Annotated in this window: 14 protein-coding genes and 1 pseudogene; 4 read left to right on the top strand and 11 right to left on the bottom strand. The window is 64.2% G+C overall.

Annotated features, from left to right (window positions below; translation table 11 throughout):
- Positions 1 to 22: 22 nt before the first annotated feature.
- The 7 genes from ACZY0B_RS06755 to ACZY0B_RS06725 form a co-directional block, all read right to left on the bottom strand.
- On the bottom strand, positions 23 to 481 hold the full coding sequence (locus ACZY0B_RS06755) for a universal stress protein (protein ID WP_463763258.1): 459 nt from the start codon (positions 479 to 481) through the stop codon (positions 23 to 25).
- A 67-nt stretch (positions 482 to 548) separates the two neighbouring features.
- Positions 549 to 2,102 (bottom strand): flavin-containing monooxygenase, encoded by a 1,554-nt coding sequence (locus ACZY0B_RS06750; protein ID WP_463763257.1) that lies wholly within the window; start codon positions 2,100 to 2,102, stop codon positions 549 to 551.
- 142 nt (positions 2,103 to 2,244) lie between these two features.
- Complete coding sequence (locus ACZY0B_RS06745; protein WP_463763256.1) at positions 2,245 to 2,982, bottom strand: TetR/AcrR family transcriptional regulator; 738 nt, start codon at positions 2,980 to 2,982, stop codon at positions 2,245 to 2,247.
- A 55-nt stretch (positions 2,983 to 3,037) separates the two neighbouring features.
- Entirely contained in the window at positions 3,038 to 5,203 is a 2,166-nt protein-coding gene (nrdE, locus tag ACZY0B_RS06740) for a class 1b ribonucleoside-diphosphate reductase subunit alpha (RefSeq protein WP_463763255.1), read from the bottom strand.
- The gene (nrdI, locus tag ACZY0B_RS06735; RefSeq protein ID WP_463763254.1) at positions 5,170 to 5,625 is read right to left on the bottom strand and encodes a class Ib ribonucleoside-diphosphate reductase assembly flavoprotein NrdI; all 456 of its coding nucleotides are present in this window, start codon (positions 5,623 to 5,625) and stop codon (positions 5,170 to 5,172) included. Before nrdI ends, nrdE begins: the two co-directional genes overlap by 34 nt.
- A 35-nt stretch (positions 5,626 to 5,660) precedes the next feature.
- Positions 5,661 to 5,900 carry a redoxin NrdH gene (locus ACZY0B_RS06730; protein WP_445161359.1) on the bottom strand — a complete coding sequence of 80 codons (240 nt, stop codon included), beginning with the start codon at positions 5,898 to 5,900 and terminating at the stop codon, positions 5,661 to 5,663.
- Between the two features lie 517 nt (positions 5,901 to 6,417).
- Entirely contained in the window at positions 6,418 to 6,975 is a 558-nt protein-coding gene (locus ACZY0B_RS06725) for an NAD(P)H-dependent oxidoreductase (RefSeq protein WP_463763253.1), read from the bottom strand.
- An 89-nt stretch (positions 6,976 to 7,064) separates the two neighbouring features.
- On the opposite strand from ACZY0B_RS06725, the gene ACZY0B_RS06720 reads away from it, so the two are divergent.
- Together ACZY0B_RS06720 and ACZY0B_RS06715 are read left to right on the top strand one after the other, a co-directional pair.
- Positions 7,065 to 7,679 carry a TetR/AcrR family transcriptional regulator gene (locus ACZY0B_RS06720; RefSeq protein ID WP_463763252.1) on the top strand — a complete coding sequence of 205 codons (615 nt, stop codon included), beginning with the start codon at positions 7,065 to 7,067 and terminating at the stop codon, positions 7,677 to 7,679.
- A gap of 10 nt (positions 7,680 to 7,689) precedes the next feature.
- The gene (locus tag ACZY0B_RS06715; RefSeq protein ID WP_463763378.1) at positions 7,690 to 8,733 is read left to right on the top strand and encodes a DNA polymerase IV; all 1,044 of its coding nucleotides are present in this window, start codon (positions 7,690 to 7,692) and stop codon (positions 8,731 to 8,733) included.
- On the opposite strand, the gene ACZY0B_RS06710 is transcribed toward ACZY0B_RS06715, so the two are convergent.
- Positions 8,695 to 9,600 carry an SDR family oxidoreductase gene (locus tag ACZY0B_RS06710; RefSeq protein ID WP_463763251.1) on the bottom strand — a complete coding sequence of 302 codons (906 nt, stop codon included), beginning with the start codon at positions 9,598 to 9,600 and terminating at the stop codon, positions 8,695 to 8,697. The genes ACZY0B_RS06715 and ACZY0B_RS06710 overlap by 39 nt on opposite strands.
- A gap of 36 nt (positions 9,601 to 9,636) precedes the next feature.
- On the bottom strand, positions 9,637 to 10,278 hold the full coding sequence (locus tag ACZY0B_RS06705) for a TetR/AcrR family transcriptional regulator (RefSeq protein ID WP_463763250.1): 642 nt from the start codon (positions 10,276 to 10,278) through the stop codon (positions 9,637 to 9,639).
- Between the two features lie 115 nt (positions 10,279 to 10,393).
- Here ACZY0B_RS06705 and ACZY0B_RS06700 point away from each other — a divergent pair, with 115 nt between their 5' ends.
- Entirely contained in the window at positions 10,394 to 11,875 is a 1,482-nt protein-coding gene (locus ACZY0B_RS06700; protein ID WP_463763249.1) for a cytochrome P450, read from the top strand.
- Between the two features lie 10 nt (positions 11,876 to 11,885).
- On the opposite strand, the gene ACZY0B_RS06695 is transcribed toward ACZY0B_RS06700, so the two are convergent.
- Positions 11,886 to 12,440, bottom strand: a complete 555-nt coding sequence (locus ACZY0B_RS06695) for a homocitrate synthase (protein ID WP_463763248.1) — start codon at positions 12,438 to 12,440, stop codon at positions 11,886 to 11,888.
- A gap of 307 nt (positions 12,441 to 12,747) precedes the next feature.
- Between ACZY0B_RS06695 and ACZY0B_RS06690 the strand changes: the two genes are divergently transcribed.
- Positions 12,748 to 12,894 (top strand): hypothetical protein, encoded by a 147-nt coding sequence (locus ACZY0B_RS06690; RefSeq protein ID WP_463763247.1) that lies wholly within the window; start codon positions 12,748 to 12,750, stop codon positions 12,892 to 12,894.
- Positions 12,895 to 13,568: 674 nt separating this feature from the next.
- Here ACZY0B_RS06690 and ACZY0B_RS06685 read toward each other — a convergent pair.
- Positions 13,569 to 13,739, bottom strand: a pseudogene (locus ACZY0B_RS06685) (sensor histidine kinase); the annotation flags it as partial.

Raw genomic sequence — 13,739 nt, 5'->3', positions numbered from 1 at the left:
GAGCATAACCGACAAAGAGCCTTCAGTCGGCGGTGTGGACGATCAGGACGTCCATCTTGGCCCTGCGGGAGACTTCGGACGGGACTGATCCCAGCAGCCGCCCGGCGACGCTGGCGAGCCCGACGTTGCCGACGACCAGCAGGTCGGCATGGACCTCCTCGGCGAGCTGCACCAGAGCGTTGATGGGGGCACCGACGATCGCCTTCTCCTCCACGTTCTGGGCCCCGGCTTGGTGCGCCCGCTCCCTGGCGTTGTGCAGGATCGCGTAGAAGGGGGCCTCGCCCACCGTCCGATAGTCCTGGCCGTGGTCGCTCCCCGGCGGGATGGCGTAGCGACCGCGTTCCTCGGGGACGGGGGTATGCGCCGTCGCAACGATCAATTTCGCGCCGTTACCCGCAGCGATCGCAGCTGCGCGGTCCACTGCGCGCAGCGACGAGTCCGAGCCATCGGTGCCGACCACGACGGTCTGATAGGCGCTCATTTCCCTCCTAGTGTCCCAGACGAACACGAATTGGTGAATAGCCTGGGGTTTGCCTACCGGGCGGGCGTCAGCCTTGAGCGGCCACCGCGGCGCGCTTGGCGCGTGAGCCGCTACGCACACCGAAGAACTGGTACTCGTCGGGCTTGATCGAGCGGGTCGTCCGCCAGTATTGCCAGGTGTAGCCGCCCCACAGCACGGTGTTCCTGCCGTGCTCGTCGAGGTACCAGCTGCTGCACCCCCCGCTGTTCCACACCGAGTCCTTCAGCATCTCCTGCAGCTCGTCGTTGAACTTGTCCTGCGCGGCACGGGTCGGAGCCAGAGCCTGAGCGCCGAATTTGTCACAGGTCTTGATCGCGTCGGCGACGTAGCGGATCTGGGACTCGATCATGAACACCACCGAGTTGTGCCCCAGCCCGGTGTTGGGGCCGAGCAGGAAGAACAGGTTGGGCATATCGGCGACGGTGATGCCGCGGTGCGCACCTATGCCCTCCCGGTTCCAGCGGTCGACCAGGTCCTCGCCATGGCGTCCCTTGATCTGGACGTAGGTGTAGGAATCGGTGACGTGGAAGCCGGTGCCGTAGACGATCACGTCGGCCTTGTGCTCGGTGCCGTCGGCGGTGACGATGCCGTCGGGCGTGATCCGGGTGATGTGATCGGTGATCAGTTCGGTTTTCGGGTCCGCCACGGCCGCGTAGTAGGTGGAGGAGTTCAGGATTCGCTTGCAGCCGATGCGGTAGTTCGGGATCAGCTTGCGGCGCAGCTCGCGATCCTTCACCGAGCGGCGGATGTTGTATTTGCAGTACGCCTCAATGAATTTCAGCAGGTTCGGCCGCTTGGTCATGCCGATCGCCAGCGCCTCCTGCCCCCAATAGATCACCGCACGCACCAAGGCACGCAGCCCGGGCACGTTCTCCATGGCCCGGCGCACCGCAAGCGGGAGATCCGGATTCGACCGCGGGACCACCCACGGCGGAGTGCGTTGGTAGAGCTGCAGTTCACCAACCTGCCCGACGATCTCCGGCACGATCTGGATCGCGCTGGCGCCGGTGCCGATCATCGCCACCCGCTTGCCGGTCAGGTCGACGCTGTGGTCCCACTGGGCGGAATGGAAAGCGGGACCACGGAATTCGTCGCGGCCCTCGATCTCCGGGATCGACGGGATGTGCAGCGCGCCCGCGCCCGAGATCAGGAATTGCGCGACGTATTCGCGTCCGTCGGTGGTGAACACATGCCAGCGGTTCTCCTCGTCGTCCCAGTGGCCGCGGTCTACCAGCGAGTTGAACTCGATGTAGCGGCGCAGCCCGTACTTCTCGGTCACTCCCTTGAGGTAGTCCCAGATCTCGGGCTGATAGGAGAACGGGTTCTTCCAGTCCGGCTTGGGCTCAAACGAGAACGAGTACAGGTGCGACGGGATGTCGCAGGCGCACCCCGGGTAGCTATTGTCGCGCCAGGTGCCGCCGACGTCGTCGGCTTTCTCGAGGATCACGAAATCCACGCCCTGCTGCTGCAGCTTGATCCCCATACCCAGGCCGGAGAATCCGGTCCCGATGATCAGGGCACGGGTATGCACCGGTTCCTGCGCGTCAGTTGTCGGCTCGGCTTGTGTCAATGCGTCGGTCACAGTGGATCGGTCTTTCTATCGGCCTGTCAGCTCGCGCATCTACTAGACACCCCGTCTAGCTCACGCAAATACCCAGTACCCAGGGTATCGGATACGACGAGTGTTATCGATGCCCAGGCGGTGTCAACGCCGTCGCCGCTGCTCAGCTGGCGGCAGGATTGCTTCGCACGGCGCTGTGGACGGGCTGGTCGGGGTCTATTGCGATGCCCAGCGCCTCGGCGGTGCCGACGATGACTCCCATCATGATGGTGGTCAGATGGGCGACGAACTGGTCGCGCGGCATGCGTCGCGGGCTGTCGGGTTCGCCCAACCACCATTCGGTGGACGACGCGGCCGATCCGAAGGCCGCGTGTGCGGCCAGTTCGAAGGCTGCGTGGTCCAGCTTCATCTCCTTGAGCTCGTTGTCGAACATGTCCGCCATCGCCAACGTGATCTGACGACCCTCGTTGAGGGTGCGCACCGTCGACTCGGTGGTCGCTCCGGAGCGCGCCGAAATGAAAACGCGCAACACATTGGGATGCTCGTCGACCAGCGTCACGTACTCGTCGACACTGCGCCGGACGATCTCGCGGGCCGAGTCGGTGGCCAGGTTGATCGACGGGAAGATCGCCGCCCACAGCATGTCGCGCAGATGCTCGCCGATCGCCTGGAACAGGTCGGACTTGTCGTGGAAATGACGGTAGATCTTCGGCTTGGCGGTGCCGGCCTCTTCGGCGATCTCCCGCACACTGAGCTCAGGCCCCAGGCGGTCGATCGCGCGGAATGCCGCATCGACGATTTCGCTGCGCACTTTCTTGCGGTGCTCACGCCAACGTTCGCTGCGCGCATCGACCTTCGCCCCGGGCTTCACGCTCGGGTGGGGTCGAGGAATTCTCACCACCTAAAGCACCTTACCCCGTTGTAGGCGCTGACCTGCGCAGACTGCCCGTCGGCGGCTACAGCATGCAGGACACGCAGCCCTCGACCTCGGTTCCTTCCAGCGCCATCTGCCGCAACCGGATGTAGTACAGCGTCTTGATTCCCTTACGCCAGGCGTAAATCTGCGCCTTGTTGACGTCGCGGGTGTTGGCGGTGTCCTTGAAGAACAGCGTCAGGCTCAGCCCCTGGTCCACGTGCTGAGTGGCCGCGGCGTAGGTGTCGATGATCTTCTCGTAGCCGATCTCGTACGCGTCCTGGTAGTACTCCAGGTTGTCGTTGGTCAGGTACGGCGCCGGGTAGTAAACCCGCCCGATCTTGCCTTCCTTACGGATCTCGATCTTGCTCGCCACCGGGTGGATCGAGCTCGTCGAGTGGTTGATGTAGGAGATCGACCCCGTCGGCGGGACGGCCTGCAGGTTCTGGTTGTAGATGCCGTGCGCCTGCACCGACTCCTTCAACCGCTTCCAGTCGTCCTGCGTCGGAATCCGAATCTCGGCCTCGGCGAACAACTCCCGCACCCGCGCGGTGGCCGGCTCCCACACCTGCTCGGTGTACTTGTCGAAGAACTCCCCCGACTTGTACTTCGAGCGCTCGAACCCGCCGAACGCCCTACCCCGTTCGATCGCAATGCGATTCGATGCCCGCAACGCGTGATACAGCACGGTGTAGAAGTACATGTTGGTGAAGTCGATGCCCTCTTCGGAGCCGTAGAGAATCCGCTCCCGGGCCAAGTAGCCGTGCAGGTTCATCTGGCCGAGACCGATGGCGTGAGAGTCGTTGTTGCCTTGCTCAATTGAGGGCACCGACCAGATGTGCGTCTGGTCGCTCACCGCGGTCAGCGCCCGGATCGACACCTCGATGGTCTGGGCGAAGTCCGGCGAGTCCATCGCCTTGGCGATGTTCAGTGAGCCGAGGTTGCACGAAATGTCCTTGCCCACTTTGGCATACGACAGGTCCTCGTTGAACAGCGACGGCGTCGACACCTGCAGGATCTCCGAGCACAGGTTGCTGTGGGTGATCTTGCCCTCGATGGGATTGGCCCGGTTCACCGTGTCCTCGTACATGATGTACGGGTAGCCCGACTCGAACTGCAGCTCGGCCAGCGTCTGGAAGAACTCGCGCGCCTTGATTTTTGTCTTGCGGATGCGCGCGTCGTCGACCATCTCGTAGTACTTCTCGGTGATCGAGATGTCGGCGAACGGAACACCGTAGACGCGCTCGACGTCGTACGGCGAGAACAGGTACATGTCCTCGTTCTTCTTGGCCAGCTCGAAGGTGATGTCGGGGATCACCACGCCCAGGCTCAGCGTCTTGATGCGGATCTTCTCGTCGGCGTTCTCCCGCTTGGTGTCCAGGAACCGGTAGATGTCGGGGTGGTGCGCCTGCAGGTAAACCGCGCCCGCACCTTGGCGCGCGCCGAGCTGGTTGGCGTAGGAGAACGAGTCCTCGAGCAGCTTCATGATCGGGATGACGCCCGAGCTCTGGTTCTCGATGTTCTTGATGGGCGCGCCGTGCTCGCGAATGTTGCTCAGCAGCAACGCAACTCCGCCGCCGCGCTTGGACAGCTGCAGAGCGGAGTTGATCGACCGCCCGATGGACTCCATGTTGTCTTCGATGCGCAGCAAGAAGCAGCTCACCGGCTCGCCGCGCTGCTTTTTGCCCGAGTTCAGGAACGTCGGGGTGGCCGGCTGGAACCGGCCGTCGATGATCTCGTCGACGAGCTTCTCGGCCAGCACCGTGTCGCCGGAGGCCAGGGTCAGCGCCACCATGACGACGCGGTCCTCGAAGCGCTCCAGGTAGCGCTTGCCGTCGAAGGTCTTCAGTGTGTACGAGGTGTAGTACTTGAACGCGCCGAGGAACGTCGGGAACCGGAACTTCTTGGCGTAGGCCCGATCCAGCAGCGTCTTGACGAAGTTGCGCGAGTACTGGTCGAGCACCTCGCGTTCGTAGTAGTTCTCCTTGATCAGGTAGTCGAGCTTCTCGTCCTGATTGTGGAAGAACACCGTGTTCTGGTTGACGTGCTGCAGGAAGTACTGATGCGCGGCTTCCCGGTCCTTGTCGAACTGGATCTTGCCGTCCTTGTCGTACAGGTTCAGCATCGCGTTGAGCGCGTGGTAGTCCGTCTCGCCCGGAAGGGCGTGCGGGGCGGCTACAGGCTCTGCAGCTGTGACGGTTGGTGGCACGTCTGTTCCTTCCAGAATTCGATAAGGCCCACGCGAACGGCTTCCACGTCGTCCGGGGTTCCCATCAGTTCAAAGCGGTAGAGGTAGGGGACGCCACACTTGCGGGAAACCACGTTGCCCGCGTAGGCGAATTCGGTACCGAAGTTGTTGTTGCCCGCGGCGATGACGCCGCGGATCAACGACCTGTTGTGCTCGTTGTTCAAAAAGGCGATGACCTGCTTGGGGACGTATCCACCGTCGTTGATATCCGGTGTGGCCCGGCCGCCGCCGTACGTGGGCAATATCAATACGTACGGATCGTCGACCTCGATGCGGCCATGCAGCGGGATTCGCGTGGCGGGAACACCCAGCTTCTCAACGAAGCGGTGGGTGTTCTCCGACACCGACGAGAAATAGACCAGGTTGCGCTGCGTGCTGTCCATGGCACCGCAACCTCCTTACTTGTTCATCTATTGCACTAAGCGCTCAGCGCGGCCCCGGCAAGCGCCTTGATGCGATCGGGCCGGAAGCCCGACCAGTGGTCGTTTCCTGCCACCACCACGGGAGCCTGCAGATATCCCAATGCCATCACGTAATCGCGCGCCTCGGCGTCCAAGCTGATGTCGACCTTCTCGTAAGCAAGGCCCTGTTTGTCGAGAGCCTTGTAGGTGGCGCTGCACTGCACACATGCCGGCTTGGTGTACACGGTGATGCTCATGGAAGCCGCTCCTCTGCGGGGAAGGAAGGTCGGAAATTTTGTTACGGACTGGCAACTGCTTGGGGCACTACATCGCCGCTATGTTCAGCGATCCGTCAAGGCCCCAGATTCCCGTCCTGCGGCTGTCACTTCGAAGCCCTGGCTTCGACATGTTCGAACCGATTCCGGGAGGTTCACTCGGCCGGACTGGCTTGGTGAACCTGGGATCTGCCGGCTTTCGAAACACTACACCTAGTGGCTGACAAGATCTCCAGATACAAGATGTTCTGAATAACAATTCTGAAATTCCCTGGTCGTAAGGGCTGACACGCATCCGTGCCCCGGCGTGTCGCAGATCACAAACCCCGTCCCGGACGTCCATGCGTATTGGTATAGCAGCGGCCACCGACAACGGCGGCGCTCACTGCTCGCCCGGCCGCCGCTAGCAAAGCCGCCAGCACTAGCTGGCGGCTTTAGCTATTAACTTTCCGGAATGCTGCTGGTCACCCAGTGAGCGGCTTGTTGAATACCGCTAAATTCAGCCGACTTCGGCCGTGAGCTTGCCGACGGCGTCGCGCACATTGGCCACCAATTCGGCGTGCTCGGCGGGGGCCTTGCCCTCCAACGTCCCGAACGGCACCGACAGTTTGATCGCCTCCACGACCCGCGCGCCGGCGATGCCGAACGACTTGCGCGTCTCGTCGTGCGCCCAGACGCCGCCGTACCGCCCGAACGCCCCGCCAACGACCGCCAGCGGCTTGTCCTTCAACGCGCCGTCGCCGAATGGGCGAGACAACCAGTCGATCGCGTTCTTGACGACGGCCGGAATGCTGCCGTTGTACTCGGGGGTGACCACCAGGGCCGCGTCTGCTGCGGCCGCCGCGGCGCGTAGCGCCTGCACGGGAGCCAGCGCGGCGGCCTCGGGGTTCATCGAGTCGTCGATCTCCTCGTTGTAGAACGGAAGCTCGCCGAGCCCCTCGAACACGGTGACGGTGACATTGTCGGGTGCCACGTCAGCCGCCAGTTCCGCGATCTTGCGGTTTATCGATGCCGCGCGCAGGCTGCCCACCAACGCCAAGACTTTGATATCGCTCACTGTTTCGTTTCCCTCCGGTCTTGTCTACATCTTCGCACGGGTTAACCGGACTATAGTCCGTTTTATTCCGGCCGCGTTAAAGTGCAGTGGTGAGCGGTGTAGGTCGGTTGGGCGAGTTGCCGGTGTCGGCGCCGCGCGAGCCGCCCCAGGAGCGGGGGGACGCGGCGCGCAACCGGGAGCTGTTGCTGCAGGCGGCCCGCCATTTGGTCGCTAAGCGCGGCGCCGACGCGGTCACCATGGACGACGTCGCGGCGGCCGCCGGCGTCGGCAAGGGCACACTGTTCCGTCGGTTCGGCAGTCGGGCCGGGCTGATGATGGTGCTGCTGGACGAGGACGAGCGCGCCAGTCAGCAGGCCTTCCTGTTCGGGCCGCCGCCGCTGGGTCCCGACGCGCCGCCGATGGATCGACTGGCTGCGTTCGGCCGCGATCGCCTGTGCTTCGCACACACCCATCACGCACTGCTGTCGGCGGCCAAAGGCGAGCCGCCCACCCGCCACGTCGGGGCCGCGGCGGTGCAGCGCACCCATGTGCGGGTGCTGTTGGCGGCGGCCCACACCAGCGGTGATCTGGATGTGCAGACCGACGCGCTGCTGGCCCTGCTCGACGTGGATTACGTTGAGCACCAACTGAATTACGGCGGACACACCCTGGAGACCCTGGGCGATGCCTGGGAGAGCCTGGCGCGCAAGCTATGCGGGCGGTGACCTGACCGCCATGGTCGCGCCGACGTCGAGCTGGGTCCTGCATGTCGATCTCGACCAATTTCTGGCCTCGGTCGAGCTGCGCCGTCATCCGGACCTGGCCGGACTGCCCGTCATCGTCGGCGGCAGCGGGGATCCCACCGAACCGCGAAAGGTCGTCACCTGCGCCTCGTATGAGGCTCGCGAGTTCGGGGTGCACGCGGGCATGCCATTGCGTACCGCCGCTCGGCGCTGCCCCGAGGCCACCTTCTTGCCATCGGATCCGGCCGCCTACGACGAGGCGTCCGACCAGGTGATGGGGTTGCTGCGCGACCTGGGGCGCCCGGTCGAGGTATGGGGCTGGGACGAAGCCTATGTGTCGGTGACGGCAGCCGATCCCACCGAAGTCGCGGAACAGATTCGCGCCGTTGTCTTTTCGGAAACCGGGCTGTCCTGTTCGGTCGGCATCAGCGACAACAAGCAGCGCGCCAAGGTGGCCACCGGCTTCGCCAAACCGGGTGGCGTGTTTGTGCTCACCGACGAGAACTGGATGAACGTGATGACCGATCACCCGGTCGACGCACTGTGGGGCGTCGGTCCCAAGACCGCGAAAAAGCTTGCAGTGCTGGACATCACCACGGTACGAGAGCTGGCCCATAGCGATGCCGAGCTACTGACGTCCACCTTCGGACCCCGCACGGGCCTGTGGCTGCTGCTGCTCGCCAAGGGCGGTGGCGACGCGGAGGTCAGCGCGCAGCCGTGGATACCGCGCTCTCGCAGCCACGTCGTCACGTTCCCGCGCGACCTCATCGACCGCTCCGAAATGGACTCGACTGTCACGGAATTGGCGCGGCGAGCCCTGGATGAAGTCGTGGCGTCGGCACGCATCGTGAACCGGGTAGCGGTCACCGTGCGCACCGCGACGTTCTACACCCGCACCAAAATTCGCAAGCTGCCGGCGCCCAGCACCGATCCCGACGTCATCGTCGCCGCGGCGCGCAACGTCTTGGATCTGTTCGAACTCGACCGTCCGGTCCGGTTACTCGGGGTCCGGCTCGAGTTGGTAATGCCGGCCTAGTTGGGCCGGGCTGGGCCGAAGTGCCCGCGTGAAGATGAGGTTCACCTGCCGCATCGCCACGCTGTAGGGCCACCACGCCAGCCGTTTGAATGCGTAGAGCGCCCGAATGTCTTGCGACGTGTAGATCAGGTATCTGTTTTTCGCGACGCCGGCCAAGATCTTCTCGGCCGCCGTTTCCGGCGACACGGCGTGGTGACCGAAGCGGTCCACCCAGCGGCTCACCGTCGGATCCTCGCGGTCCACGCCGGCGATCTCGACGGTCTTGACCAGCGGCGTCTTCACCGCGCCCGGCACCACAACCGACACGCCGATGCGGTGCCGGGCCAGGTCGAAGCGCAGCACCTCCGACATTCCGCGCAATCCGTACTTGCTGGCGCTGTAGGCCGCATGCCATGGCAACCCGACCAGCCCCGCCGCCGACGACACGTTGACCACATGCCCACCCCGGTCGGCGGCCATCATCGGCGGGACGAACGTCTCGATGACGTGGATGGGCCCCATCAGGTTGATGGCGATGACCTTGCTCCACTGTTCGTGGGTCAGCCGGTCGACGGTCCCCCAGGCCGACACTCCGGCGATGTTCATCACGACGTCCATGCTCGGGTGCTTGGCGTGGATGTCGGCGCCGAACGCCGCGACCTCGTCGTAGTCGGCGATATCGAGCACCCGGTGCTCCGGCACCTCCGCGCCCAATGCGCGGGCGTCGGCCGCGGTTTGCGCGAGCCCGTCCCCGTCGCGATCCGTCAGAAACAGCTCGGCACCGTGCGCCGCCAGCCGCAACGCGGTGGCCCGGCCGATGCCGCTGGCCGCACCGGTGATGAGACTGCGTTTCCCCGCGAAGTATCGCGCTGATCCCCTCTGCGCCATGGTGGTGACGATACCGCCGGTAACGGCTGGGCCGCGTTACCCGCGGCCGCCACCCCACAAGGAGTTCAGCCACAACTGCTCGAGAAGGCGAACGCGGCGGTCGATGTCGTCGTCCGCTCCGCCGATGAAGGCCGGGTCACCGGTCAGCATCAGCGCGGTGGTACCGGTCAGGGTGCGCACCAGGGTCGGGATGTCGTCGCTGATCGGATTCGCGGTCCCGGCCTTGATCTCCGCGTCGACGATGGCAACGATCTCGCGCACGACCTCCTCGAACTGCTGGTCGAGAATGCCCCGGATCTCGACATCGGTGTAGCGCGCGGCATTACAGGCCGCCATCACCGGGTCGTTGTGCGCGTAGACGGCGGCGGCGCTGCCCACCATCCGCTTGGCGAACTGCTCCGGCGACTCGTCGGGCTGGCGGGGAGCGAAAAACTGCGTGAGTTCTTCGAGCTCCTGGGTGGCCTCGGCCACGATCTGCGCGAGCACCGCGTACTTGGAGTCGAAGTAGAAGTAGAAGCCGGACCGGCCCACCCCGGCCCGAAGACTGATGGTGCTGACCGACAGCTCCGCGAATGGCCGCTCCTGCAGCAGTTCGCGCACCGCAGCCATGATCGCCAGTCGGTGCTTGTCGCCGCGTCGCCGCGTGGCCGGCTCGCCCGGCTCCGCGTGGCTGCTCATCCCCTGACCTTGCACCACACCGCTCCAAATACAAACTTGACAGCCGTCAACTTTATATCGAAGGATAGTGGCAAGTGACGGATGTCACCAGCCCCGGGTCCGCAAAGGAGCGTCCATGCCCGCCACCATCAGCACGCCGCATTACCTGCTTGACCAGGCGCGGCGCCGGCTTACGCCGTCGATCAACAACTTTCCCGGTATGGGGATGGTCGAGCGCAAGCTGCTGAACACTCAATTCCCGGAGCGCAAACTCGCCGACCCACCGCCGGGCAGCGGCCTCAAGGCGGCCGTCGGCGACGCGGGACTACCGGTCATTGGGCACATCATCGAGATGCTGCGGGGCGGACCCGACTATCTGATGCACCTCTACCAAACCCAGGGCCCCGTCGTCTTCGGGGACTCACCCGTGCTCCCGGGCATCGCCGCCCTGGGCCCGGATGCCGCGCAGGTCATCTACTCCAACCGCAACAAGGACTACTCCCAGCAGGGATGGGTGCCGGTGATCGGCCCGTTCTTTCACCGCGGCCTGATGCTGCTCGACTTCGAGGAGCACATGTTCCACCGGCGGATCATGCAGGAAGCCTTCGTCCGCTCCCGGCTCGTCAGCTACGTCGAGCAGATGGACAAGGTCGTTTCGCAGACGATCGCCAACGACTGGGTGGCCAACGACGCGCGCTTTCTGCTCTACCCGGCGATGAAGGAGCTCACGCTCGACATCGCATCGATGGTGTTCATGGGCCACGAGCCGGGCACCGACCACGAGCTGGTGACCAAGGTCAACAACGCGTTCGCGATCACCACGCGCGCGGGTAACGCCATCATCCGCACTCCCGTGCCGCCGTTCACCTGGTGGCGCGGACTCAAGGCGCGCGAGCTGCTGGAGAACTACTTCCGCGAGCGAGTCAAGGAGCAGCGCGCGAAGGAGGGCACCGACCTGCTGTCGGTGCTATGCCAGACCGAAGACGAGGACGGCAACAAGTTCTCCGACGAAGACATCGTCAACCACATGATCTTCCTGATGATGGCCGCGCACGACACGTCGACGTCGACGGTGACGACGATGGCCTACAACCTGGCCGCGCACCCGGAGTGGCAACAGCGCTGCCGCGAGGAATCGGACCGGCTCGGCGACGGGCCGGTCGACATCGAGTCGCTGGAGAAGCTGGAGACACTCGATCTGGTGATGAACGAGTCGATCCGGCTGGTGACCCCGGTGCAGTGGGCCATGCGGCAGACGGTGCGCGACACCGAACTGCTGGGCTACTACATCCCCAAGGGCACCAACGTCATCGCCTACCCCGGAATGAATCACCGGCTGCCCGAATTGTGGACGGACCCACTGAAATTCGACCCGGAGCGGTTCACCGAACCGCGCAACGAGCACAAGCGGCACCGCTATGCGTTCACACCGTTCGGCGGGGGCGCCCACAAGTGCATCGGAATGACGTTCGGGCAGTTGGAGATCAAGACGATCCTTCATCGCCTGCTGCGCAAGTATCAGCTCCAACTGCCCCGCCCGGGCTACCAGGCCGAGTGGGACTACGGCGGCATGCCGGTGCCGAAAGACGGCATGCCAATTGTGTTGCGCCCGCTCTGATCTCGGCGAGTCAGGCGGCGCCTTGTTCACCGAAGAGCCGGTTGGCGCACGCGATCAGCGCGCGCAACGCCGACTGAGTCGGATCCTTGGATAGGCCCATCGCCCACTCTGCGCGGATGCCATCGCTACCGCAGATGAACGTGGCGGTGCACCCGTCGGAAGCCATCTGATGGAACTTCAGTGTCTCGATGGCGATCCCGCGCTCGTGCAGCATCGCGGTGAGTGCGGCGATCGGCCCGCTGGCGGCAGCGGTCGAGGTACTGATGCAATCACCGACGGTGATCATCGCCCGGAAGTTGCGGGCTTGCGCGCCGAGCCGCCCAGTGGGTCGCTCGGTGTCCGCACACTTCCAGTGCCCTAGCCGCAGTGGGCCGGCGGTGTGGCCGTAGCTCGTGACGAAGCTCTCCCAGGACATCGCGCCGGCCTGTTCCCGCAGACCGCGCGGCAATGCGACCCCGAAGCGATCGCCGAACCACGCGTTGGCGTCGCACTGGCGCGCCGGAACGGCAGGTGGGTTCGGCTCTGCAAGGGAGAGAGGCCTGGAAAGGGGCTGTGTAAGAGGCATTGCGTCGGTTTTCTCTGGTCAGCAGGAGCGACCGACGGTAGTAGCTTCCGACCCACAGCGGGGGGTCGGTCTGAATCAGACCCCGCTGCGGGTGCTGGCTACTACGGCACTCTTGAGAAGACGCACGAGCGCGACACTAGACGCCGTCCGTCGAGAGTGCAACTTCCTTTAGCGCCCGCGCGACGACGCTCGGACCAGATGGGCGGCCAGCCGGACCGAATAGGTTTACATGTGTCGAATAGTGGTTACTCCGACGTCGCCTCAGCCGCCAGCGGCTACCGATCCCCCCAGATGAAAGGCGATGACAATGAAGTCGACGACAGCCGAGAAGGCGCTTGACGCGGCGACAGTTGCGATAGGCCTGATCGAAGTGCTGTTGGTGCCGACGAGATTGTCATCCGCGTGGGAGCGGGTAGCGGCAGCAGAGGAAGATCGCCGCCGCGTGGCTTCGTGAATTAACTGCACCGATTCAGATCGTCAGCCTGCAGGTTCTCTATTACGTTGCGCCAGTGCAGATATGACAAAAGATACGGCGACAAAAACATCAGAAAAATCTTGTTTACGCGTGTTTAACAGGGGGAATACGCTCCGTCGCATTGGCCATCAACGGCTAGGTTGTCCCCTCACTCGGAAAGGCAAGACAATGAAGTCGAACCGCACCAAGAAAACCCTAAGAGCAGTTGCAGCAGCGACGAGCGTGATCGCCGTGTTGCTGGTACCGACGGGATGCTCGACAGCCGCCGGTGGCACCGGCTGCTCCCTCGTTTGCATCTAGCCAAACGGGACAAGCGCGCTCTCGCTGCGGGATGGCCCCCGCGACCAAAATCCGTACCGGAACTACTGGTCGTGGCACCCCTGCCTATTTATTACTCAACATGTTTCAAATAGTGCCTGAAAGGAACGATCATGAACAAAAGCAGCACCAAGAAAAGCGTTAAAGCCGTTGCAGCCGCCGCGGGCGTGGCCGCGGTGTTGCTCTTACCGGGCTGTTCAACGGCCGCGGGCGGCACCGGCGCGCCCGTAGTCGGCGGCGGTGGTACCGTCTGCCCCCTCCCGGGTGTCTGCATCTAACCGACGGGCGAAGGCGGCCTGCCGGGAACTTCGGTTCCTGGTGGGCCGCCTTCCTGTTCAGCTGATCGGGCCGGCGGAGGAATTCAGCCGCAGATATGCCTGAATCGTCGTTCCGGTGCTGGCGGTGTGGGTGCGCACCAGGTCCGAGATGGCGTTGACCAGAAACAGTCCACGGCTGGCCGGGCCGGCCGGGCCCGGATCCAGGCGTCCCACCAGCGGGTCGTCAAT

This window comes from Mycobacterium sp. IDUB_19 (genome assembly GCF_055419445.1).
The sequence above is the reverse complement of the archived record's forward strand: the minus strand, read 5'-3'. Positions and strand labels throughout refer to the sequence as shown.

Coding starts and splice junctions, on each gene's coding strand:
- ACZY0B_RS06705 (WP_463763250.1), bottom strand. CDS start 10,278: ATGAGCAGCCACGCGGAGCCGGGCGAGCCGGCCACGCGGCGACGCGGC.
- ACZY0B_RS06695 (WP_463763248.1), bottom strand. CDS start 12,440: ATGCCTCTTACACAGCCCCTTTCCAGGCCTCTCTCCCTTGCAGAGCCG.
- ACZY0B_RS06715 (WP_463763378.1), top strand. CDS start 7,690: ATGGTCGCGCCGACGTCGAGCTGGGTCCTGCATGTCGATCTCGACCAA.
- nrdI (WP_463763254.1), bottom strand. CDS start 5,625: ATGGACAGCACGCAGCGCAACCTGGTCTATTTCTCGTCGGTGTCGGAG.
- ACZY0B_RS06730 (WP_445161359.1), bottom strand. CDS start 5,900: ATGAGCATCACCGTGTACACCAAGCCGGCATGTGTGCAGTGCAGCGCC.
- ACZY0B_RS06710 (WP_463763251.1), bottom strand. CDS start 9,600: ATGGCGCAGAGGGGATCAGCGCGATACTTCGCGGGGAAACGCAGTCTC.
- ACZY0B_RS06755 (WP_463763258.1), bottom strand. CDS start 481: ATGAGCGCCTATCAGACCGTCGTGGTCGGCACCGATGGCTCGGACTCG.
- ACZY0B_RS06690 (WP_463763247.1), top strand. CDS start 12,748: ATGAAGTCGACGACAGCCGAGAAGGCGCTTGACGCGGCGACAGTTGCG.
- ACZY0B_RS06700 (WP_463763249.1), top strand. CDS start 10,394: ATGCCCGCCACCATCAGCACGCCGCATTACCTGCTTGACCAGGCGCGG.